At 60.9% G+C, this 22258-nt stretch carries 17 protein-coding genes; all 17 read right to left on the reverse strand.

Going from position 1 to position 22258, the window contains the following annotated elements; genetic code table 11:
• Positions 1–152 precede the first annotated feature (152 nt).
• The 17 genes from clpX to H8S23_RS00540 all read right to left on the reverse strand — a co-directional run bounded on the left by clpX (position 153) and on the right by H8S23_RS00540 (position 22235).
• Positions 153–1478, reverse strand: a complete 1326-nt coding sequence (gene clpX / locus H8S23_RS00460) for an ATP-dependent Clp protease ATP-binding subunit ClpX (RefSeq protein WP_186886351.1) — start codon at positions 1476–1478, stop codon at positions 153–155.
• Between the two features lie 17 nt (positions 1479–1495).
• Positions 1496–2080, reverse strand: a complete 585-nt coding sequence (gene clpP, locus H8S23_RS00465; RefSeq protein ID WP_186886352.1) for an ATP-dependent Clp endopeptidase proteolytic subunit ClpP — start codon at positions 2078–2080, stop codon at positions 1496–1498.
• Positions 2081–2106: 26 nt separating this feature from the next.
• On the reverse strand, positions 2107–3426 hold the full coding sequence (gene tig / locus H8S23_RS00470; RefSeq protein WP_186886353.1) for a trigger factor: 1320 nt from the start codon (positions 3424–3426) through the stop codon (positions 2107–2109).
• 98 nt (positions 3427–3524) lie between these two features.
• Positions 3525–4205 (reverse strand): metallophosphoesterase, encoded by a 681-nt coding sequence (locus H8S23_RS00475; RefSeq protein WP_186886354.1) that lies wholly within the window; start codon positions 4203–4205, stop codon positions 3525–3527.
• Positions 4206–4216: 11 nt separating this feature from the next.
• Positions 4217–5674, reverse strand: a complete 1458-nt coding sequence (gene thrC / locus H8S23_RS00480) for a threonine synthase (protein WP_186886355.1) — start codon at positions 5672–5674, stop codon at positions 4217–4219.
• A 13-nt stretch (positions 5675–5687) separates the two neighbouring features.
• Positions 5688–6047: a YraN family protein gene (locus H8S23_RS00485; protein ID WP_186886356.1), complete on the reverse strand. Its 360-nt coding sequence runs from the start codon at positions 6045–6047 to the stop codon at positions 5688–5690.
• Positions 6047–6652, reverse strand: a complete 606-nt coding sequence (locus H8S23_RS00490) for a ribonuclease HII (RefSeq protein WP_186886357.1) — start codon at positions 6650–6652, stop codon at positions 6047–6049. The genes H8S23_RS00485 and H8S23_RS00490 overlap by 1 nt, the downstream gene beginning before the upstream one ends.
• Positions 6649–7551 carry a ribosome biogenesis GTPase YlqF gene (gene ylqF, locus H8S23_RS00495; protein WP_186886358.1) on the reverse strand — a complete coding sequence of 301 codons (903 nt, stop codon included), beginning with the start codon at positions 7549–7551 and terminating at the stop codon, positions 6649–6651. Before ylqF ends, H8S23_RS00490 begins: the two co-directional genes overlap by 4 nt.
• The gene (gene lepB, locus H8S23_RS00500; protein WP_186886359.1) at positions 7548–8093 is read right to left on the reverse strand and encodes a signal peptidase I; all 546 of its coding nucleotides are present in this window, start codon (positions 8091–8093) and stop codon (positions 7548–7550) included. The genes ylqF and lepB overlap by 4 nt, the downstream gene beginning before the upstream one ends.
• Positions 8094–8276: 183 nt before the next feature.
• The gene (gene rplS / locus H8S23_RS00505) at positions 8277–8621 is read right to left on the reverse strand and encodes a 50S ribosomal protein L19 (RefSeq protein WP_186886360.1); all 345 of its coding nucleotides are present in this window, start codon (positions 8619–8621) and stop codon (positions 8277–8279) included.
• A gap of 171 nt (positions 8622–8792) precedes the next feature.
• On the reverse strand, positions 8793–9449 hold the full coding sequence (locus tag H8S23_RS00510; protein ID WP_186886361.1) for a TIGR03936 family radical SAM-associated protein: 657 nt from the start codon (positions 9447–9449) through the stop codon (positions 8793–8795).
• Complete coding sequence (locus H8S23_RS00515; RefSeq protein ID WP_186886362.1) at positions 9421–11253, reverse strand: TIGR03960 family B12-binding radical SAM protein; 1833 nt, start codon at positions 11251–11253, stop codon at positions 9421–9423. Before H8S23_RS00515 ends, H8S23_RS00510 begins: the two co-directional genes overlap by 29 nt.
• A gap of 839 nt (positions 11254–12092) precedes the next feature.
• Positions 12093–12785: a carboxymuconolactone decarboxylase family protein gene (locus H8S23_RS00520; protein ID WP_186886363.1), complete on the reverse strand. Its 693-nt coding sequence runs from the start codon at positions 12783–12785 to the stop codon at positions 12093–12095.
• 29 nt (positions 12786–12814) lie between these two features.
• Complete coding sequence (locus H8S23_RS00525; RefSeq protein ID WP_186886364.1) at positions 12815–13852, reverse strand: aldo/keto reductase; 1038 nt, start codon at positions 13850–13852, stop codon at positions 12815–12817.
• A 79-nt stretch (positions 13853–13931) separates the two neighbouring features.
• Complete coding sequence (locus H8S23_RS13860; RefSeq protein WP_186886365.1) at positions 13932–14384, reverse strand: MerR family transcriptional regulator; 453 nt, start codon at positions 14382–14384, stop codon at positions 13932–13934.
• A gap of 196 nt (positions 14385–14580) precedes the next feature.
• The gene (locus H8S23_RS00535; protein WP_186886366.1) at positions 14581–21465 is read right to left on the reverse strand and encodes a hypothetical protein; all 6885 of its coding nucleotides are present in this window, start codon (positions 21463–21465) and stop codon (positions 14581–14583) included.
• A 26-nt stretch (positions 21466–21491) separates the two neighbouring features.
• Entirely contained in the window at positions 21492–22235 is a 744-nt protein-coding gene (locus tag H8S23_RS00540) for a hypothetical protein (protein WP_186886367.1), read from the reverse strand.
• Between the last annotated feature and the right edge of the window lie 23 nt (positions 22236–22258).

Genomic DNA, 22258 nt, shown 5'->3' on the forward strand with positions numbered 1-22258 from the left:
CCGTTTGGGCTGGTGCGGGAGGCCTTTTTCTTCCACTCTCCTGATAAAGTAAAAAATTTGCACGCAAACGCATGAAAGCATGAAAAAACGCGGCGAAGCCATCGCTTCGCCGCGCACTAAAATTTATGGAGATAACTTGCCTCAAATGGAACTCAATGGATGAGGGTATTGACGGTATTTTTATACCGTTTGCGCACCGCGCCGTATTCTAGCTTCGGTTTGCCCCCCAGCACCGCGTCTGCGTCGACGGTCACCTGGATGATGGTCGGATCGCTGGGCACCTCATACATGGTCTCCATCAGCGTCTGCTCTACGATACTGCGCAGCCCCCGCGCGCCGCTTTTGAGCTTGATGGCTTTTTTCGCCATCTCGTGCAGCGCTTCGTCGGTGATGTCCAGCTCCACATTATCCAGCGCAAAAAGCGCCTTATACTGCTTTACGATAGAGTTTTTCGGTTCTTTGAGGATGCGCACCAGAGCCCCCTCATCCAGCGCGTCCAGCACCGTGACGATGGGCAGACGGCCGACCAGCTCGGGGATCAGGCCAAACTTGACCAGATCATGCGGCTCCACCAGACGCAGCATCTTGGCGTCGTCGGCATTTTTTTTCGGCTCTTTCAGCTGGCTGCCAAACCCCAGACCAGAGCTGTCGGTGCGTTTTTGGATATGCTTTGCCAGCCCGTCAAAAGCGCCCCCGCAGATAAACAGGATGTTTTTGGTGTTGATCTGGATGAACTCCTGCTGGGGATGCTTGCGCCCGCCCTGAGGGGGCACGTTGGCGACGGTTCCCTCCAAGATCTTCAGCAGCGCCTGCTGCACGCCCTCGCCGCCCACATCGCGGGTGATAGAGGGGTTTTCGCTCTTGCGGGTGATCTTGTCGATCTCGTCGATATAGATGATACCTTTTTCCGCCCGCTCCACGTCAAAATCAGCCGCCTGGATGAGCTTGAGCAGGATGTTTTCCACGTCCTCGCCCACATAGCCCGCCTCGGTGAGGGTCGTGGCGTCAGCGATTGCAAATGGGACTTTCAGCATCCGGGCCAGATTCTGGGCCAGATAGGTCTTACCCACGCCGGAGGGGCCCACCAGCAAAACGTTGCTCTTCTGCAGCTCTACATCATTGCTGTAGTCCCTGGCAAGGATGCGCTTGTAATGGTTATAGACCGATACCGCCAGCACCATCTTCGCGTCGTCCTGCCCGATCACGTACTGGTCCAGCCCCTCTTTGATCTCCTGCGGGGTCAGGATCTTGAAATCGTTCTGCGGCGCTGCCGGAGCGGGCTTTGCACCCGGCCGGGCAATGCGCTGCGGGGCGTGCTGTGCCGGTTTGGGCCGCACCCCCTCTTCGGAAAGAAGGGTGCCGCACAACTCGATGCACTCGCTGCAGATGTTAACGCCGGGGCCGATGATCATGCGTTCGACCGCGTCCTGGCTTTTTCCGCAAAAGCTGCAGGTGATATCCTTCTCTTTATTTGCCATGTTTCACCAACTTACTTTTATCGCTTTGTGGTCACGGCGTCGATCAGGCCATAGTCCGCAGCCTGCTGTGCCGTCAGAAAATTGTCGCGCTCCGTGTCCGCCTCGATGCGCTCCAGCGGCTGTCCCGTGTACTGTGCGTACATCTCGTTCATTCTGCGGCGGATGCGGATGATGTGGTCGGCATGGATCTTGATGTCGGTCGCCTGGCCCTGCAGGCCGCTGAGCAGCGGCTGATGGATCATGATCTCGCTGTTAGGCAGTGCAAACCGTTTGCCCTTGGCGCCGGCCGCCAACAGGAAAGACCCCATCGAGGCGGCCATGCCGATGCAGGTGGTGGAGACGTCGCACTTGATATACTGCATGGTGTCGTGGATCGCCATGCCCGCGGTGATGGAGCCGCCCGGGCTGTTGATATAAAGGCTGATGTCCTTGTCAGGGTCCTGCCCCTCGAGATACAGCAGCTGCGCGACTACCACACTGGCCGTGGCGTCGGTGATCTCCTCTGACAGCATGATGATGCGGTCGTTCAGAAGCCGTGAAAAGATGTCATAAGACCGCTCGCCGCGGCTTGTCTGCTCAACGACATAAGGGACCAAACTCATTGCAAAACCCTCCGAATGTGGAAATTTTAGTCGTTCTTTTCCTCCGCCTTTTCCTCTTTGGCGGCCTCTTCAGTCACCACGGCGTTGGATTTGATAAAATCAATGGCCTTGTTGAAAGCCAGATCTTTCTTGACCTCGTCGACCGGGACGACGCTGCGGATCTTCTCCTCCTCCATCTGGTAGGCGGCGGCGATGCGCTTGATCTCGGCGTCAAATTCCTCTTCGCTGGCCTCGATCTTCTCCAGCTCTACGATCTTTTCCAGCGCAAGACGGATCTTGACCTGCTTTTCAGCCTGCTCGCGGAAACCCTCGCGGAATTTTTCCATGGTGCTGTTGGTGTACTGCAGATACATCTCCAACTTGAGGCCCTGCTGCTCAAGGCGATACTCAAAGTCGCGCACCATCTCGTCCACACGGTTCTCCACCATGCAGCCGGGGACCTCGACTTCCATGCCGTCCACGACCTGGTCCACCAGGGCGTTTTCGACGTTGAGCTCATCCTCTTTGTCGGTCTGCTCCTGCTTGCGCTTGAGAATGCTGTCTTTCAGCTCGGCCAGCGTGTCGTACTCGCTGACGTCCTTGGCAAACTCATCGTCCAGCTCCGGCAGCTCTTTGGTCTTGACCTCGTGCAGCTTGATCTTAAAGGTGGCAGCCTTGCCCGCCAGCTCTTTGGCCTGATACTCTTCCGGGAAGTTCACCTCGATGTCGAACTCCTCGCCGGCCACATGGCCCACGACCTGCTCTTCAAAGCCGGGGATAAACTGGCCGCTGCCCAGCGCCAGAGAGAAGTTCTCACCCTTGCCGCCCTCAAAGGCGACGCCGTCCACAAAGCCCTCAAAATCGATCACTGCGATATCGCCGTTCTCCGCCTTGCCCTCGCGGGTGATGGTGCGGGCGTTGCGCTGCTGCATCTGGGCGATCTCAGCGTCGGCCTCGGACGCCTCTACAGTATGGACGGTCTTGGTGGCCTTTAAACCCTTGTATTCGCCCAAAGCGACCTCGGGCTTGACGGTGACGGTGACCTTCAGCACGGCGCCGTCCTCCAGGCTGGTGGAGACCAGCTCGGCTTCCGGGGCGGCTACCGGCTCGATCCCGGCCGCCTTGACAGCCTCGTCATAGACCTCGGGGAAGATCTCGTTGACGGCGTCGTAATGGAAAACGTCCTTGCCGTACATCTGCTCGATCAGGTGACGGGGAGCTTTGCCCTTGCGAAAGCCGGGGACGTTAAAGTTTTTTGCATTTTTTCTGAACGCCTTGGAGACCGCATCGCTAAAAGCGGCGGCATCGACGGCGATCTCCAGCTCCACACGGCTGTTCTCGAGCTTTTCATTTTTCTTGAGTTCCATTTTCTTTCCTCCATAAAAGACATTACATTTTATTATAGCATACCAGCTATGAATTTTCCATTAATTTATCAGGCTTTCAGGCAAACAAAACCGCTGTTTCAGCGCACCTGTACCGGGCAGAAGCCCAGTGCGTCGGCGGAGATGAGCTTGTAGCGGATCCCGTCCACTTCTCCCTGAATGGCGCCGCGGATGGAGGGGCCGTGCAGATGGCCGTACCAGCACTCCCGGACGCCAAATTCATGCAGCAGCGCCAGCACCTCGTCGGCGTTTCCGGCGGGGTAAAGGGGCGGATAGTGCAAAAACACCAGTTTTTCCGCATCCCCCGCGCTTTGCAGCGAGGCGCGCAGACGGCAGAGCTCCCGGTTCATGACCTTGGCGTCATGGGGTTTGCCCACGTCGAACAGCCAGCTGCGGGTGCCGCAGACAGCGGTCTGGCCATACCAGCAGCAGTTGTTGTTGAGAAACTGGATGCTGGAAAAGCCCTGGGCGGCGCAGAATCCCTCCATCTTGGCCATGGTGGCCCACCAGTAGTCGTGGTTGCCTTTCAGGATGATCTTGCGGCCGGGCAGGCGCTCGATAAAGCGGAAATCCTCCACTGCGTTTTCCAGCTTCATCGCCCAGGAGATGTCCCCCGGCAGCACGACGGTATCTTCCGGCCGGACCAGACGGTTCCAGTTGGCCTCAAGGCGTGGGACGTAGTCTTTCCAGCCGCCGAAAATATCCATCGGCTTGTCGGCGCCCAGAGAGAGATGAAGGTCGGCAATGGCGTAAAGTGACATGGCGCCTCCCCTCAGAGCGCGCGGGCGGCCGCCGGGATCCCCTCCGGGCGGATCGTCGCCTCAAAGCGCACCGGCTTTTCCCGCAGGGCCCGCAGTGGGGCCGGGGCAACGGTGCCGGTGAGCTGCTCCAGAGCAGCGAGATCAGCAAAGTCGTCCTGCTGTGCCCGGCCGCCCAGCGCGCCGAGCACCGCGCCGGAAAATTTGTAGGGATTTGCCGTGGACAGCACCACGCAGGGCGTTTTGCCGTCTGCCTCAGCCCGCGCCACGGAAAGGGCCACCGCCGTGTGCGGGTCCGCCAGGTAATGGTCCTTCTCCCATGTCGCGGCGATCTCGGCAAAGCAGCGTTCCTCGCCGGTACAGCCAAAGGCAAAGCTTTCCGCTATGCGCTGCCCCAGGCTGCGCGGCACCTGATATTTTTTGTTTTCGGCCAGCGCGTCCATCAGCTGCGCGATGAGGTCCGCATCGCCGCTCTCGTGATACAGCAGCCGCTCCAGATTGGAGGAGACCAGGATATCCATCGAGGGCGAGGCGGTCTTGTAAAACGGGCGGTCGGCGTCGTATACGCCGCTGGCTCCAAAATCAGTGAGCACATTGTTTTTGTTGGAGGCGCAGAGCAGGCGGCGGACCGGCAGGCCCATGCGGCGGGCATAATAGCCCGCCAGGATATCGCCGAAATTGCCGGTGGGCACGCAAAAGTCCAGCGCGTCGCCCAGCTGAAGCTCTCCCTGGCGGACCAGCTCAAGGTAAGAGGCAAAATAATAGACGATCTGCGGGGCCAGACGGCCCCAGTTGATCGAATTGGCACTGGTCAGATGCTTGCCCTGCGCAGCGCACTCGGCTGCAAAAGCGGCGTCGGTAAACACCCGCTTCACGCCGGTCTGCGCGTCGTCAAAGTTGCCCTCGACCGCAAAGACATGGACGTTTTCGCCCTCCTGCGTGGCCATCTGCAGCCGCTGGGTCTCACTGGTGCCGTGGGCGGGATAAAAGACGGCGATCTCGATGCCGGGCAGGTCTTTATAGCCCTCCAGCGCGGCCTTGCCCGTGTCGCCGGAGGTCGCCACCAGAATCGCGGTCTTGCTGTTATCCCGGTTGATGCGCTTGGCCTCCACCAGCAGCAGAGGCATCAGCTGCAGCGCGTAATCCTTAAAAGCGCTGGTGGGGCCGTGCCACAACTCCAGGCTGTACAGGCCCGGCTCCAGTTTTACGGTCTTTGCCGCCGCGCCCTCAAAGCGCTGCGGGCCATAGGCCTGCCGCGCGGCGCGCAGCAAAAACTCCTCGCTGTAATCGGTCAGATAAAGCCCCAGCAGCTTTGCCGCCAGCGCGCAGTAATCCAGTCCCTGCAGCGACGCAAGGTCCACCCGGGGGATCTCCTGCGGGACGAAAAGGCCGCCCTCCTCCGAGATCCCCTGCAGGATGGCCTGAGAAGCGGTGCGGCGCAGCGACGTGTCCCTTGTGCTGTGATAATTCATCCTCTGTCCCCTCTCATGCGGTAAATGCGTTTTCGATCTGTTCCACGCGGGTGACGGCGTCGCCGCTGTAATAGACCTCGACCACGTCAAAGCGGACCGGCCTGCCGCTGTCCCCGAATTTTTCCAGATAGCCTTTGGCAGCTGCAACGATGCGCCGCTGCTTTGCGGGAGTGACCGCCTCCCGCGGGGAGGCGATGCCCCCCTCCGCCCTTGTCTTTACCTCGGCAAAGACAAGGCAGCCGGCCCCTTCCGCCACCAGATCGATCTCTCCCTGCCGGGTGCGGAAGTTGGAGGCCAGCAGGCGATAGCCCGCCTTTCGGTAAAGTTTCGCCGCCGCGACCTCCCCCATGATCCCCGCTGTCTTTCTGTCCATCAAACGATCCCTCTCTTTTTGAGAAAGCTCTTGCGATAAAAATCCTGAATGCCGTACTGCGCGATCAGCTCGTAGTGCAGTTTGGTGGGATATCCCTTGTGCTTTTCAAACTGATACTGCGGATACCTGCGCCCCAGCTCCGTCATATAGCGGTCGCGGGTGACCTTGGCCAGGACCGATGCCGCCGCGATGCAGGCGGACGTCGCATCCCCTTTCACCACGGCGCGCGCGGGCATCCCGAGCCCCTCCGGGCAGCGGTTGCCGTCGATCAGCACCAGGGCCGGCGCCGGGTCCAGCCCGCCGATCGCCTCCCGCATGCCTTTCATGGTGGCTTGCAGGATATTGATCTCGTCGATGACCTCCGGGCCCACGAGCACGATCTTGTAGCTGACGGCGTTCTCGATGATCTTGGGATACAGCGCCTCGCGGCGTTTTTCGGTCAGTTTTTTAGAGTCGTTGAGTTCTTCAAACACCGTGCCCTCGTCCAGAATGACCGCCGCCGTGCAGACGGGGCCGGCCAGGGGGCCGCGCCCCGCTTCATCCACGCCGCAGACAAGGCCGTGGCGGGCGATCAGCGGCCGGTCAAACTCATAAAGCGCGCTCATCCCTGCTCCACCTCTTCCCCGCAGACGCGTTCCGGCGGGCTTTCCAGCGAAAGATTTCCCAGCTTGCTGGCGCGGAACTCGTCCACTACCGTGACCGCCGCGCGGGCAAGGTCCACCTCGCCGCCCGAGATCAGCATCCCGCGGTTGCGGCCGATCTCGGCCAGCAGATCATACCGCTCTTGTTCCATCTGCTGCGGTTTCAGCCGGTAGCGCTCCTCCAGCTTTTGGGGGTAAAGGCGTTTTACCTCGCTCAGCAGTTCGGCCGCGATCTCCTCCATATCGAGGATCTCGTCCCGGATGGAGCCGATAAAGGCGAGATTCACCGCCGTGCGGCGATCCTCAAATTTTTTCCAGAGCACGCCGGGCATATCCAGCAGATCGTAATTGCCCGCCGTGACCCACTGCTTGCCCCGCGTCACGCCGGGCCGATCTTCCGCCCGGGCGCGCTGGCCGCCGGCAAAGCTGTTGATAAAGGTGGATTTGCCCACGTTGGGGATCCCCACCAGCATGAGGCGGATATGCGCGCCCGCAATGCCTTTTTGCGCCCGTCTGGCAAGCAGGGGCGCCAGTGCCCGCTCCACCTCTGCCTTTGCGCCGGCCGCCGCGCCGCGCCGTTTGCTGGACAGCGCCACGCAGGCGCTGTGCTCACCGCGAAAATGCGCCACCCAGCGCCGGGTCACAGCCGGGTCGGCAAGATCGCTCTTGTTCAGGATATAAACGCGCGGCTTGTCGCCCAAAAGCGCCTCGATCTCCGGGTTGAGGCTGGAAGCCGGGATGCGCGCGTCCAGCAGTACCAGCACAGCGTCTACATTTTTCAGCTCCGCCCCGATCAGGCGCAGCGTTTTTGTCATATGGCCGGGAAACCACTGGATCTGCCGCCCGCTGAAAGAATCGTTCATCGGATCGCTCCTATCGAGGAAAAGGGAAGGACGCGGAAAAACACCTTGCCCAGGATATCGCGGCTGTCGATAAAGCCCACGTCGGTATAGCGGCTGTCGAGAGAGGCCTGGCGGTTATCGCCCAGCACAAAGACCATGCCCTCGGGCACCGTCAAGGGAAACTCCACGTCCCCCCGGCGCTGCGTGGGGGTGCCGAGATAAGGCTCGTTCAGGGCCTCGCCGTTCACCGTGACGGTGGCGGTCTCAAAGTTGATGTCCACCTCGTCGCCGCCCACCCCGATGATGCGCTTGACAATGGGCTCGCCGTAATTGATGTAGCCGTCCACCACGATGACGTCGCCGCGGCAGGGCTGGTAACCCACGCCCTGCACGATGATCTTGTCGCCCCCATAAAGGGTGGGGATCATGGAGGTGCCGGACACCGTCACCGCGCGGAAAAGAAAAATGAACACAAGGATCAGCAGCGCCGTGGCAAACACCAGGCTCTCCACCCACTCGATGGCGGTCTGCGCGCCGCTTGGCTTTTTTTCGGTCTGTGCCATCTGCCCGGCCTCCTCTTTGGCCCCCGCAGGGGCGGTGAATACAAAAAAGAGGAACAGACCCCCGGCCGGCCCGCGCCGGGGCCGCACTGCCGGCCTGCCCAATCAACAGCAAGGTGCGGGTCCGATCCTCTTTTTGTGTCCTGTAAGCAAAAAAGGGACAATCCCTTGTCCCTTTCGCTGCACTTATCTGAGCTGCTCTTTGACCTTGGCGGCCTTGCCGACGCGATCGCGCAGATAGTACAGCTTGGCGCGGCGCACGCGGCCGTGACGGACGACCTCGACCTTCTCCACAAATGGGGAGTTGACCGGGAACACACGCTCTACACCGACGCCATAAGCGGTGCGGCGCACGGTGAAAGTCTCGGCAACGCCGCCGTGGCGCTTGGCGATAACGGTGCCCTCAAAGGCCTGGATGCGCTCCCGCTCACCCTCTTTGATGCGCACGGAAACGCGCACGGTGTCGCCGATGTTGAACTCGGGCCGCTCGGCTTTGACCATGCCCTCGGTCATGATTTTCATAGCATCCATAAATTGTGATCCTCCATTTTTTGTCGACATTCATACCCGCAGCATTGCGGGCCGCGGCAGAGGACTGTCTGTTTAATGATTGTCATTATCCCGCTGGATGGTTACCAACGGCACACTAACGCTTAAATATTTTAGCATACCGCACAGGCGTTTGCAAGCTTTTTCGGCGTTTTATTCAAACTTTTCAAAGCCCGCTGTCAGCACCTGGGTGCGGCAGACCTCCGCCCTGGGCGCGGCGGCGCCCATTTCCGCCTCCATCGCGCCCAGCAGCAGGTCCGGGTTCAGGTTCAGCGTGCTGCCTGCGGGGAGGGTCAGGTCCAGACAGGCCTCCTGCGCGAGGGGGAGCCACTCCCTCTTCGCGATATGGGGCGCCAGGTCCACCTGCTTTGTGCCGCCCCGCTTGGTGCGCTTTTCCACCACGATCTCTTTTTGCGCCAGAAACGCGTCCACCGTCCGGCGCGCCTGCTCCGGGTCGCCCGCAAAACGGACCAGATAGCGCGCCCAGGCGATCTCGCTGGGGCCCATCTTCGCCCCGGTGACGTCGTAGGCCCGGATGCCCCGTGGCAGGACCCGGTTCAAGTCCCAATAGATCGCCTCGGTGTCGATGATCTGCCTCTCGGTCTTGAAATCAAAGCTCTCGGCGATGCTCTGCTGGCCCAGCGGCAGCGGCAGCGCAAAGGTCAGATAGATATGGGGGTTGAAGCCCTGGGTGTACCAGACGGGCGCCCCGGCGCATTTGAGGGCGCGCTGCACCACCCTTTGCAGGTCCAGATGGGAGATATAGCAGGCTTCGCCCTGCTTAGAGAACCACACTCTGATCGTTTGCAACGCATTTCCCTCCCCCCATCAGCTTGTTTGCGCCGCAGCCGCTGCATCTGCGGCTGCAGGGCATCGTCGTCTCCGCGCGCTGGGCGCGCTGATACTCTTCAATAAGAAAACGCTTGTCCACGCCGTAACTGAAATGCTCCCACGGCGTGATCTCGTCGGTCGGGATCGGGCGATTGGCAAAAAAGGCCATATCGATGCCGCACTTTTGAAAGCATTCCACCCAGGTGTCAAATTTAAAATGTTCGGCCCAGCCGTCAAAGCAGCATCCGCTTTTGTAAGCCTCCTCCAGCACCCGGGAGAGCCTGCGGTTCCCCTTGGCAAAAACGGCCTCCAGAAAACTGATGCGCGCGTCGTGATAACTGACCGAGATCTTCTTTGTGCGCACACAGCTGAGCAGATATTTCTGTTTTTCCTGCAGCTGCTCCATCGTGTCCTGGGCCGCGAACTGGAACGGCGTAAAGGGCTTGGGCACAAAGCAGGCCACGCTGATGGAGACTGTGACGCCCTTGCCCTTGGGGCGCTGGGGCAGGCTGTAGTACAGATCGACCACCGCCTGCGCCGTGTCCGCGATCCCCTTGATATCCTCCATCGTCTCGGTGGGCAGGCCCATCATGAAATAGAGCTTGACCGCAGTGTAGCCGTTTTGAAAGGCGAGCGTACAGCTTTTGAGCACCTCTTCCATCGTGACGTTTTTGTTGATGACGTCGCGCAGCCTCTGGGTGCCTGCCTCCGGCGCAAAGGTCAGGCCGCTCTTGCGCACCCGGGTGGTCTTTTCCACCAGGCTTTCCGAAAAATTGTCGATGCGCAGCGAGGGCAGGGCCAGATTGACGTGTTCGCCCTCTGTCCAGGTGAGCAGCTTGTCCAGCAGCGGCTCCAGCTGGCTGTGATCGCTGGTAGAGAGCGAGGTCAGCGACACCTCCTCATAGCCGGTATTGCGGCACAGGTCGCGCGCGGCGCTGTTGAGCATATCGGCGTCCCGCTCGCGCATGGGGCGGTAGATGAAACCGGCCTGACAAAACCGGCAGCCCCGGACGCAGCCGCGCAGCACCTCTATCATGGCACGGTCATGCACCGCCCCCACCATCGGCACGGTGAAATGGGTGGGCAGCGGCTGATGGCGAAAGTCCGGCAGGATCGCCTTTTCCACCACCCGCGGCGCGCCCTTGTGCGCGGTCACATGTTTTACCGTGCCGTCTTTGTTGTACTGCACGGTATAAAGCGAGGGCACATAGACGCCCTTGATCCTGGACAGGTTGAGCAGCAGTTCCTCCCGGGAGAGGCCGCGCCGTTTGGCGTCGATGACCGCGTCGCAGAGCGCGGGCAGCTGATGCTCCCCCTCTCCCAGCATGATCGCGTCAAAAAAATCAGCCACCGGCTCCGCATTGCAGGTGCAGGGGCCCCCGGCCACGACCAGCGGGTGGTCCTGCCCGCGGTCCTTTGCGCGCAGCGGGATGCCGGCAAGGTCCAGCATGGCGAGGATGTTGGAATAGGACAGCTCGTACTGCAGCGTGAAGCCGACCACGTCAAATTCGGCCAGCGGCGTCTTGCTCTCGATGGAAAACAGCGGGATCTCTTTTTCCCGCATCTGCTCCAGCATATCCACCCATGGCATGAACGCCCGCTCGCACCAGATGTTTTCCCGCGCGTTCAAAATCTCGTAGAGCACTTTCATGCCCAAAAAGGACATGCCCACCTCGTAGGTGTCGGGAAAGCAAAAAGCAAACCGGCACTCCATCTTTGCCGGGTCCTTGTAAATGCTGCCCGGCTCCCCTCCCGTGTACCGACCGGGTTTTTGGACCTTCATCAAAACCTGTTCAATCTGTTTTGGGATAGACACCAGATCACCTCTGCCCTTATATAATCGCCGCCCCGCGGCCCGCCGCTTATCTTTGCGTCCGACCCGCCCCTGTGCGCTTTTCCGCCCGTGCCGGGACCAGACAGCGCCAGGGGGGGGCGTTTTCCCTGCGGACGCGGACCGCAGGCATCCTGCTTTTCCCCGTATCGTCCGGCAGTACGGAAAGCGGAAGTCTGCCGCCGGTCCCTATTATAACATACCTCCCCGGTCCCGACAAATAGCAATGCGGCAAAGCCGTATCCCGCTTTGCCCTTTTTACCGCCTGCGTTCTCCCATAGTTTTTTCAATCCCGATCGGCGGGGCCCAGCAAAAAAGAGAGACAGGCGCTGTGCCCGTCTCTCTTTTTCGGCGTCCTGCTGGGACAAGACTTTGCATCCTGCCCGGATGAAAAATGCGGCGGCCTGCAGCCAATGCTCGTCTTTTGCCCGCCGCTCCCGGCCAAAAAAGCAGGTGTCTTCCCGCTTTGGACGACCTGCGCGTTCAAGGATGCGCAGGCCGTCTGGCACCATGCGCACCGGGAGGCCTGTGTTGGGACCGGCCCGCCTGCGCCTCTCCCCGTCTGCATCGTATGGACCGCCGCGGCATTCCGATGCAAAGGGGCTTCCTTCCGCACGTCTTTACAGACGCCTCACATCTTCGCGGACGCTCTCTGCCCCCTGGACGTCCATACGTGCGGTCCTGTGCCAGGGCGTCGTCCGAAAAAGCGCGCCGCCAGCGGATCCTCCCTCCCCGGCAGCTTTTTTCCGCCGCGGCGCCGCTTTCGGGTGAAGCTCAGCGCCAGCCCCGCCTTATCGCGCTTCCTCCGCCGCTTTGTTGATGCAGCTGATGGCGTTCAGGCTGCGGGGATAACCGATATAGGACAGGCATTGGGAGACCACCCGGATCAAAAACGCTCTGTCGTTGCCCAGGTTCATATTGCCTCGTGCATGAGAGACGAGCTGCGGCTCGCAGCCTCCCTGGGCCGCCAAAAAGCAAAAAGTGATCATCTCTCTCTGCGCCAGATCAAGGCCGGTGCGGGTGTAGTAGTCCCCAAAGCAATTGGCCGCCAGCCAGCGGTTGATATGTCCGGCTTTCCAGGCGTCTTTCATGTGTTCGCCAAAAATTTCCGCCTGGGCCGCCGCGCCCTTTTCCAGCCGGTCTTCAGCGGTAGTTGTGGCCTGTCCCGGCAGAGGCAGTTCTACGCCGCGGGCTTTCAGGACTTCGTTTGTCGCGTTCAAAAACGGCAGTACCCGGCCGATGCCCAGATAGTCCACAGCCTGATAAACGACTTCTTTCACCGCCGTTGGGACCACGCCTGCGTCCAGCGCGCGCGGAAGCGCCAGTCGGAACGCCTCCACGCCCTGGCAGCCGAGCAGGGCGGCAAGGATCGCGATATGGCGCGTTGTTTCCGCCAGCTGCTGCCCCTCCTCTTTGACCACCTCTTCCAATGCAAAGGCCTCAAAGCGTTCCATAAATTCAGGGTCGGTCTGATGCAGATCCATACTCGTATTCTCCCCCTATGCTGCTGGTTTTAAATTTTCTGGCAGCCGGGCGACCAGACCTGTTTCTCTTTGGCTGCGGCCGCCGTATTCTGCGCCATCACCCCCACCAGCGGGTGCGGCACGTACAGTTCTTCCAGATAGGCGATCTCTTCGGGCTGCAGCGTCAGCTCCACAGCCCGGGCCGCCCCCTCTATATGGGAGAGTTTGGTCGCCCCTACCACAGGGGCCGACACTTTGGACAGCAGCCAGGCAAGCGCGATCGCGGTCATAGACGTCTGCCGCCGGTCCGCCAATTCCGCCACGCGGCGGATGACGGGTTCGTCCTGCTTTGCCATGCCGTCATATTTCAGCCGGGCATAATCGTCCTCTGCCCGCCGTTTGGAGCTCTCCCCCGGGCGCTTTGCCAGCCGGCCTCCCGCAAGGGCGCTGTACGGCGTCATGGCGATGCCGTCCTCCCTGCACAGCCCCGCCATCTCGCGCTCTTCCTCCCGGAAGATCAGATTGTAATGCCCCTGCACCGAAATGAATTTTGCAAACCCCTCCCGCTCGGCCAGGGCGTTCGCCTTTGTGAGCTGCCAGGCAAAACAGTTGGATATGCCGATATAGCGCGCTTTTCCGGCTTTCACCGTGCGGTCCAGCCCCTCCATAATGTCATACAGCGGGGTCTGATAATCCCACATATGGTAAATATACAGGTCCACATACTCCATCCCCAGGTTTTGCAGGCTGCTGTCCAGCATGCGCAGAATGTGCTGCTGCCCGCTGACGCCCGCGCTGATCTCCTCCTGTGTGCGCGGCAAAAACTTGGTGGCCACCACCACCTGGTCCCGGCGGGCAAAACTTTTTAGGGCCCGTCCCAGATACTGCTCGCTGCTGCCCCCCTGATAGGCGGACGCCGTGTCGAAAAAATTGACGCCCAGTTCCAGCCCGCGCCGGATGATCTCGCGGGACGTCTTTTCATCGACCGTCCAGGTATGCTGCCCGCGCGCAGGGTCGCCGAACCCCATGCAGCCCATGCAGATGCGGGACACTTTCAGATCTGAATTGCCCAATTGGATAGATCTCATTCAAACTGCACCCCTCTCTCATTTTCTTATGATGCCCTGTTACCGGCCGCCAGCCGCCCGAAGGCCCAGGCGTTTTGGTTCAGTCCGTCTCTTCCGGGCGGCGGCTCTCCTCCGCGGCGCAGGCGGGCTGCTGGCCGCCGGAAATCGTCCGGCCCGCTTTTTGCCCGGTCCTTTGCTCTGCTCCCGGCCGGCTTTTTTGTATCTTGTGGCGCAGGCAGTCAAGGCGATCGAGCTGCCGCTCCCTCACATGGATCTCCTCCAGCAGGGCCGCCCGTTTTTTCGCCAGCATCCGCAGACGTTCTTCTTCGCTGTGCGGGCTTTCCAGCAAAAGGCGCATATAGGCCTCGGTCTCGTCGCCCGTAAACCCCATGTCCCGCAATCCCAGGATCATGCTGAGCCGTTCCAGATCCCGCCCGTCGTACTGCCGCGCGCCCGGCGCGTCCCCGCAGGCGCCGCACAAACCCCAGCTCTCGTACTCCCGCAGCACCTGCATGGGGATATGATAGCGCTCGCTTGCCTGCTCCGCCGTCACATCAAACGCCTCCCGGCGATAAAAATATAGGTGTCCCTTTTCGGCCGCGCCGGCCTTGAGGGGACACCTATATTTTAAACCCATCTTCCTGTAAGGTCTAATGCTTATTTTTTATGCCGGGCCATAGCACACGGGCATTCTTTGTCTTGTCCCGTAGCGCCCGCCTTGCGGGCAAAAGGCAGGCGCTGCAGAGCCGTCACTCCACGAGGATATTATACGGGAACTGCGCGTCCCCCAATTGAAAGACAAGGCGGTAAGTGCCGGGCGCGGTGCCCGCGGGCACCGTGACGGCGGCCGCGGCGCTGCGCGGATCATCGCCCGCAGCGCCTGTGACGCGCGCCTCCCACTGCGGCGCGAGGCTGACGTAACCGTCGGCTGTTTTGCGCTGGGGATCGACCGTGATCTCTCCCGGCCCTCTGCCGGTCAACTGAAAGCGCAGCTCTCCCCCGGCTTCGCCATTGACCACACGGCTTTGACCGTCGGACAGTTCCACCTTGAGGGCGTATTCGTACACATTCACCACAAGCCCTGCGGCAGCCGCCTCGCTCACGCTGTCCGCCAAAGGATAAGACGGATCTTCCGGCGCGCTGCAAAGGTCCGCTTTCAGCTGATAGTCGCCTGCCGGCAGACCGGTGACTGAAATGGTATGGCTGCCGTTTTTGATGCCGTCAAAAGCCGCAAAGCTGCTGCGCACCGCGCTGGGCATGCGCCCGTCCAGCGTGATGCCAAGGCCTGCCGGAAAATCGATGCGGCTGCCGCTGCCGTCCAGCAGGGACAGCGCTATCACGCTGTTGTCCGCAGCGCCGGACACCGCCGCGGCGGCTGAGATCTCTCCCTGGCCCGCTTGCGCGGTCAGGGAAAGGGCCCCGGCGGAGCGGGGCGCGGTCCGCGTGACGGTCACTGCCGTCTTGTCAATCTCCGCGCCGTTTTGCGTCAGCCGGATCACAAGGCCGGAGGAGGCAGCGGCCTCCTGCGGAAATTCCACGCAGAGCTGATACTGGATCTCCCGCGCGGTCTGGGCGTTTTCATTTTCAAAAGTTCCGTGCACAACCGTTCCCATTTGATAAAAGTCGGTAGAGCGGACGCTTGCCGCCCCGACCTCCGGCACGATATAGTAAAAAAAGCGCGGTTTATCTGCGTGGCTCGGGCAGATGTCCAGCATAGTCAATTTTGTCCCCTTGGGCAGAGGCTCGGAAAATTGCAGGGTAAGCGGCGTCTCGGCGCTGTTGGGGATATAAAAGAACCCGTAAGACACGGTGAAAGCCCCGTTTGCCGCCGTTGTCACCGCTGTCGAGATCGGCACGCCGTCTTTGGTGCTCAGCCGCTCCAAAATCTTGCCCTCAGCGGAATAGATGACGGTGGTCTCAATGGTGAAAGGGATGAGATCGCTCTCCAGCCTGTCATAGTTGCCGGTCTCTTCTACCACAGCCTTTACATAATAGCTTCCCGCCTCCGTGGGCTCCGTTGTGAGAGGGCTGCTAAGATCAGCCGCCGTATAATAGGAATAGATGACTTCTCCCCACTTTGCCTGGGCATTCGGCCGCAGAGCCGTTCCATACTGGACGCTGGGGCAGGTCAGGTCGGTGAGCCACTGGTTCGTCCCTTTGGTCACCGCAAAGGTGTTGCTTCCGCTGATCTCCTCCAGCCCGTCCGCGGCGATCTTCCAATAGATGGTCGAGCTGCCGACATCCGTCCTGACGGGCGGACTGTCCTGCCAGCGGACCTGATCGGTGCTGTAGGAGACCTTTGCCCCCTCGGCCGGATAGGCCACCGTTACCCGGAAGATATGCTCTTCGCCCGTATACTCCGCTGCATAATCGGCGGCCCTGTAGGAAATGGCCCCCTCTTTTCCCAGCGTAATCTCCAGGCTGCCGTGCGCGGCGGCCGGCATGATGAGGAGTGCTTCGGCCGTCCGTTCATACTCCCCGCCGCCCAGCGGCGTTCCGTCGCGCTTCACAGTCTGTACGCCGGTGTCCGCGGGAAGCGTGATGCTCAGGCCGCCGTTTTCAGAAATGGCATATGCCGGGGCCTGCATATCACTGGGAAGCAGATAGCTGACCGCGCAGGCGGTAAAGACGGTTTTTGCGGACACCGAGTGGGCCGCGTCCGCCGCCGTGAGCCTGCTTCCGTCGTGGTAGCCCGCCAGCGTCCCCTCCGTCAGCAGGACCGAATAGGGCAGTGCGCCGCTCAGCGAGCTTGTCGTATAGGTATAGCTTTTTGCCGTGATCTGTTTGTTCTCTCCCCCCGATAAGGTCAGAAAACCGCCGTCTTTGGTGATGTTGACCGCGCCGCTGCCGCCGATAGGAGAAAAACGGGTGTCGGAGGAACTGATCTCCAGAGAGGCTGTGCCGCTGACCGACAGATCCAGCTCCGCCCCTTCCTGCACCAAAATGGCAGAGTGGCCCGCAGACGCAAGGTTATTATTAAAGCTGGACGCAGTGACGCTGAGCTTGCCGCCGTCTATCTGTATCACATTGCCGCTTCTCTGGGCGACCAGCCGGTCGATCATGACCGCATGCGTTCCGCCTGTCACAACAAGCAGACGAGAGGTGGGCAGGCCCCCGGAGGTGAGGAAAAGATCTCCCGTATATCCCGACAGCTTGTAGCCGCCGATGGTGACGCTTTCACTGTCTACCGCCGCGTTGGCGGTAGAGATATCCAGCGACAGGCGCGGCGTTGCGCTTCCCGCCCGGGTGACGAACAGCAGCTCCGTATTGGAAGTGACGGTCAGCCCATAGGCATAGCTGCCGCTTTTGGCGCTTTCAGCAGGTAAAAGAGTCATTGAGGTATCTGCAGAGCGGTAGGCGTCCACCGTATAGCAGTGCCCGCTGCCGTCATATGTTTTTGCCTGTACCCAAAAGGACAGCACATCGCCTGCCGGCACGGTCTGGGTCCCCATAAGCGGGATCGTCATGTCCGCATCGGCGTACACCGTAAAACGGTCGTCATAGGGAAAATGTACGGAATAATAAACCTTTGCGGAGTTGTATTTCAAAATGCCCGCATATTTCGCCAGGACGCTGCCCGTAAATCCATTGCCGCCCGCGCTCGCCCCCGTCAATTCTGTATTTTCCGGCAGCCATAAATACAGGGTACCGCTGCCGTCGGTGCGCACGTCTTTCATTCCATAGCCGGCCACGCTGATCGTGTCCACGGCGGTGTCCGCCATCCGCCGGTCCGCGTTGTACAGGGTGGCGCTGGTGAGATAAACATTGGCAAAACCGTTCGTGGGCGTTTTGGACATCATGGCGTTGAGGCTGCCGCCGGTCACTGTGATCGCAGCGCCCGCGTACCCCATCGTCTCGGAAAACCCGCCGCCGATCGCGCCGTTGGACGCCACGGTGCCGCCGGAGATCGCGACCTCGGCGCCGCCCCCGGCCACGTCGATGGAGTTTCCGCCGCCGATGCCGGTGCCGCCGGTGACAGTGGCAAGGATGTCTCCCCCCGATATCCGGACCTTCGCATATCCGCCGGCCTGTCTTGAAGACCCGCCTGCGCCGATGGCGACCCCGGAAGAGCTTATGTTTTCCGCCTGCACGATACCGCCGGAGATCGTGATCTCCGCGTCAGCGCCCACAGCCACGGTACCGCTGCCGCTGCCGATCGCGGGCGCGTTCCCGTTCTGGGTCGCGCTGATCTTGCCCCCGGTGATAAAGATCTCCGCAAAGCCGTTGCTGCCGCCGCCGATGCACGCTTCCGCGCCGCTGTTTCTGGTCGTGATGGTGCCGCCGGCGATGGTCAGCCCCGTGGCCGTGGACTTGTCTCCGGTGGCGCCGATGCAGCTGAAGCGGCCTTTCTGTGTGGCGTCGATGGTCAGCGAGCCGTCCAGCGCGCCGTCTCCCGCCGCGCTGGTGATCTTCAGCGTGGAGGCCGACCGCCCCGCTCCCGTCCCATGGCTATCCTCATTGATCGTATAATAGCAAATGGTGTTCAGCCTGTTTTCACCGCTTAAATAAAGCGTGACATGCTTTTCGGCCCCGGGGTAGGCGGGGATGTAAATGCTGCTGTCCACATCGCGGTTGTCGTCGTTGCCCGTGTTGTGAAAAGTTCTGTCTACATTGATGGAGTCCAGCACGACCTGAAAAGTCAAACCATTTCCCTGGAATGTGATGGTATTGGTCGTTGCGCTGACGGCAGAATCGCTCTGCCGGATGATATAGCAGGTCTGCGGGTCGTGCGTCCCGGTCACCGGCTGCCCCGCGTCGTCCGTGCCCGAATAGGTCTCTCCCAGCACGACCGGTCCTTTTGCAAGGTCAAAGAGCACGGTGCCGCTGGTCAGATCGGCGCTTGCTCCGCTTTTCACCTCGCCGGTAAAGACATAGATGCCCGACCGTGCCGCCGTGACGGCGACATTATCCGGCAGCCAAAGATACACCGTGCCGGTCTGATCGGTCTTTACATCCGCCGCGCCGTAGACCGCGCCGGACGACAGGGTAAACGAGTCGACGGCCAGGCCTGCCTGCGGCGCGCCGTTGCTTTTCAACGTGACCGCGGTGCGCTGTACCTGCGCTGCACCGTCACAGGTCGGCGTGCCGGTCACCGTACCGTCGACGCTGCCGCCGGTGATGCGGACCGAGGCGGCGGCATAGCTCTGTTCTTTTTCACTGTAGCCGCTGCCGATCGCCTTTTTACCCCCCGCTGTCGCGATGACCGTGCCGCCGCTGATGGAGATATCGGCCGTTCCGGCGGCCGCATCAGTCGAGCCGCCCGCGCCGATCGCGACGCCGCCCGCCCCCTGATTGGCCGCAGCGACAGTGCCGCCGGTGATCACGATCCTGGCGTCCGCGCCCGCAGCGGTGCCGCCGCTGCCGCTGCCGATCGCGGGGGCGTTGCCGGTGGCCTGGGTCGCGGTGATGAAACCGCCGGTGATAAAGATCTCCGCATACCCGTTGCTGCCGCCGCCGATCGCGGCTTCATACTCGTTGTTGACGGCGGTGATGGTGCCGCCGGCCAGGGTCAGCCCGGTGGCCGGAGATCTTGTGCCCGTGCCGCCGATGCAGGTGTAACGGCTGCGCGCCGTCGCGTCGATCGTCAAAGAGCCTTCCTCTGACCCGTCACCCGCCGCGCTGGTGATCTTCAGGGTCGAGGCGGAGACCTGCGTTCCGCTTGTATTGTCGGCTGAATGCGTATAGTAAGCGATATTGTCCAGGACGTTGCTGCCGCTCAAATACAGGGTGACGTGCTTTTCACAGCCCTCATAGGCCGGGATAAAAATGCTGCTGTTCGCCTCGATGTCAGCGTCAGTCGTATCCTTACCGGCAAACGTCCTGCTGATGTTGACGCCAGCCAGTTCCACCCGGAAACTCAGGCCGTCCCCCTCAAATTTGATGTTGTTCTCCGTGGCAGCCGCGCCGCTCTGGGTCACGACATAGTAATTGTCCGCCTGATGCGCCCCGGTCACCGCCGCCCCGCTGCTGTCCCGGCCCGAATAATTCGCCCCCAGCGTGACGGGTCCCTGAGACAGATCAAAAACGATCGTCTCCCCGGCTGCGGCTTTTGCGGCAATGTAGAGGGAAAAGCTCTCAGCGGCAAACTTTACCGTGTTTTCCGCCAGGCTTTGAGGTGCAAGGGTCTCCACAAAATCAAACCCGCTGGTCTGGTCATTCTCTTTCAGGTGAAGTATGCTCACATCCCCGCTGGGCAGGTTTTCCACGTTGCGGATATTCACAGTGACACTTTCACCGTATTCTTCCGGCTGGTACTTCTCGCCGTCCACCAGCACAGCGATATCCAGCGCAAAAAAGATCTCCGGCGCATCGCTGCCCAGAGCCCCTGATACCAGCTCCAGCAGGTCCGGCGTCAGTTCGGCTTCCTGCGCAAAGATCTGGGCGCTTTCCGGCAGGCTGCCGCTGATCTCCACCAGCTGTGTGCCTGCGGTGCGGGAGATGGTCTGCTGTTTCAAACTGCGGGGCAGCGTCTCCCACTGTGCGGCCAGACCGTCCTGCGGCAGCGCGCAAAAACTGTTGGCGGCCAGCACCGCCGTCTCGCTGCCCTCCGCTTTCCAGCCTGTAAAGCGATAGCCGGTCCGCGCGTCTCCCGGCTTTTTCAAGCCGGTCTTTTCATAAGCGGGCAAAAACGCGCCTTTCCCGGTGACCGGCATCGCATACGCGGCGCGATTCCCGAAGCCGTCGTCAAGGGGAACGACCGTCCAGGACAAAATTTCCGCGTAGCCTGCGCCGGCCGCCGCCGCAATAAAGCTCTGGTTGCGGCTTTCGGCACATTCAAACACACCAAGCCGGCCGGGATAAAAGATCTCTTCCCCTATCTCCTGCTGTGTCACGGGGGACTTTGCCGGTTGGGGCCCGGCGCCTGCCGGCGCCGGCTCTGCGGGGATGTCAAGCCCCTGAGGCTCCGCATCTGCCGCCGCAGGCGCTGCGCCAGCGTCCTGACCCGGCGCCGTACCGGCATCCGCGCCCGTGCCGCCCTGCGGGTCCGCGGACGGGGCCGTCTGCGGCGCTGTTTCCGGCGCATTTTCGGAAACAGACGGCGTTTCCTCCGGCAGTGCCATCTCCGCCCCCGCCACGGCGGTCGGCTGCGGCAAAGCGGTCGGTTCCGCCACGGCGGTCGGCTCAGGTACAGCGGACGGCTCCGGGGCTGCCGTCGGCTCAGATGCGGTCTCGTCCTGAGAAGAACTGTCCATCGCGGTAAAGTGGTTATAGACATAGGTGAAATCCGGGGCTGCGGCGGCGCTGTCCCCGGAAAACGCCTTTTCGCCGATGCGGACGACCGAGGCGGGCAGTATCAGTGTATCGGACAAATTTTCGCAGTTATAAAACAGATAATCGCCGACCGAAGCGACGCCATCAGCGATCTCGATCTGCCGGATGAGCTGCCGCTCTCCATAAAACGGCGCGCGGGCGCCATCGGCATCCCGGTAATCATAGGTATCCCCGGTACCGCGGACCGAGAGGGTCCCATCGCCGGAAAGCGAAGCCGTCACATGATCGCCGATCTGATAGACCGTTTGCGGGTTCAGGGCGTAAGAGGTAAAAATATCCCACTGGAAAAAAGACAGAACAACGAACAGCGCCGTCAGAAACGCGGCGCCTCTTTTTAACTTTTTGTGATATGCTTTCGGCATCGTATCACCTCCCGGCTGCGGAAAAATCAAGGATCGGCAAGCGCAATGGAGCCGCCCTCTAAGAGCTTTTCGCCGACCGCAGGATGATCTGCAAGCGTACTTTCAAAGAAAACAAGAGAGTAATGGGCGTGGGGAGAAAGCCCTGACAAGGTCCCGCTTTCGCCTGACGTCCAGCCTGCCATCAGTTCGTTTGTGCTGTCAGGTACAAGATCTGCGCCGTAAATGATGGTAATGTCCTGGACCTTCGCCCCGATATAGAGATCCAGCACGAGATAATATCCCTGGTCGGTGATCCTGTATACCGTGTTTTCTCCGGGGTCCTGAAAAGTGAAAGAGGCGGACAAAGTCTTTTGATAGGGGGAAGCTGCGGCGGCAAAGATAGTCTTTGTCTCCCCCGCAGTCCCGGACAGGTCATACTCATCGCTGCTCTGCGCGCCGCCCTTTAAAGTGCGCGGCTCGGCACTTCCCTTTTCGCCAATGGTATAGCTGATATCCGCGCCTGTGGCGTTCAGCCCGTCATGATTGGCCACCCGGATATTGACTGAGCCGGTGTACACCGTATATGCGGCCCCGCCCTCTTTCAGGTAATCGCTCTCAAAATAAAAATCAGCGGCCGTCGCGATCTGTCCCTCTTCCCGCTGCAGCACGTAGCGGGAAAAGGTGACTGCGCTGCCGGACAGCAGCAAGATGCCGATGATCACCAGCACGGCGGGCAGCCGGTGATCCCTCTTCTTTTTTTTGCTGTGAAACTTATATCTGCGGCGTTCCATCGGGCCGTGCCTCCCCTCTGCCG

The organism is Anaerofilum hominis, assembly GCF_014287275.1.
GTDB classification, from domain to species: Bacteria; Bacillota; Clostridia; order Oscillospirales; family Ruminococcaceae; genus Pygmaiobacter; species Pygmaiobacter hominis.

What these genes read in the sequence shown, in the direction of transcription:
- clpX (WP_186886351.1), bottom strand. Translation starts at nt 1,478, where the DNA reads ATGGCAAATAAAGAGAAGGATATCACCTGCAGCTTTTGCGGAAAAAGC.
- clpP (WP_186886352.1), bottom strand. Translation starts at nt 2,080, where the DNA reads ATGAGTTTGGTCCCTTATGTCGTTGAGCAGACAAGCCGCGGCGAGCGG.
- tig (WP_186886353.1), bottom strand. Translation starts at nt 3,426, where the DNA reads ATGGAACTCAAGAAAAATGAAAAGCTCGAGAACAGCCGTGTGGAGCTG.
- H8S23_RS00475 (WP_186886354.1), bottom strand. Translation starts at nt 4,205, where the DNA reads ATGTCACTTTACGCCATTGCCGACCTTCATCTCTCTCTGGGCGCCGAC.
- thrC (WP_186886355.1), bottom strand. Translation starts at nt 5,674, where the DNA reads ATGAATTATCACAGCACAAGGGACACGTCGCTGCGCCGCACCGCTTCT.
- H8S23_RS00485 (WP_186886356.1), bottom strand. Translation starts at nt 6,047, where the DNA reads ATGGACAGAAAGACAGCGGGGATCATGGGGGAGGTCGCGGCGGCGAAA.
- H8S23_RS00490 (WP_186886357.1), bottom strand. Translation starts at nt 6,652, where the DNA reads ATGAGCGCGCTTTATGAGTTTGACCGGCCGCTGATCGCCCGCCACGGC.
- ylqF (WP_186886358.1), bottom strand. Translation starts at nt 7,551, where the DNA reads ATGAACGATTCTTTCAGCGGGCGGCAGATCCAGTGGTTTCCCGGCCAT.
- lepB (WP_186886359.1), bottom strand. Translation starts at nt 8,093, where the DNA reads ATGGCACAGACCGAAAAAAAGCCAAGCGGCGCGCAGACCGCCATCGAG.
- rplS (WP_186886360.1), bottom strand. Translation starts at nt 8,621, where the DNA reads ATGGATGCTATGAAAATCATGACCGAGGGCATGGTCAAAGCCGAGCGG.
- H8S23_RS00515 (WP_186886362.1), bottom strand. Translation starts at nt 11,253, where the DNA reads ATGAAGGTCCAAAAACCCGGTCGGTACACGGGAGGGGAGCCGGGCAGC.
- H8S23_RS00520 (WP_186886363.1), bottom strand. Translation starts at nt 12,785, where the DNA reads ATGGATCTGCATCAGACCGACCCTGAATTTATGGAACGCTTTGAGGCC.
- H8S23_RS00525 (WP_186886364.1), bottom strand. Translation starts at nt 13,852, where the DNA reads ATGAGATCTATCCAATTGGGCAATTCAGATCTGAAAGTGTCCCGCATC.
- H8S23_RS00535 (WP_186886366.1), bottom strand. Translation starts at nt 21,465, where the DNA reads ATGCCGAAAGCATATCACAAAAAGTTAAAAAGAGGCGCCGCGTTTCTG.
- H8S23_RS00540 (WP_186886367.1), bottom strand. Translation starts at nt 22,235, where the DNA reads ATGGAACGCCGCAGATATAAGTTTCACAGCAAAAAAAAGAAGAGGGAT.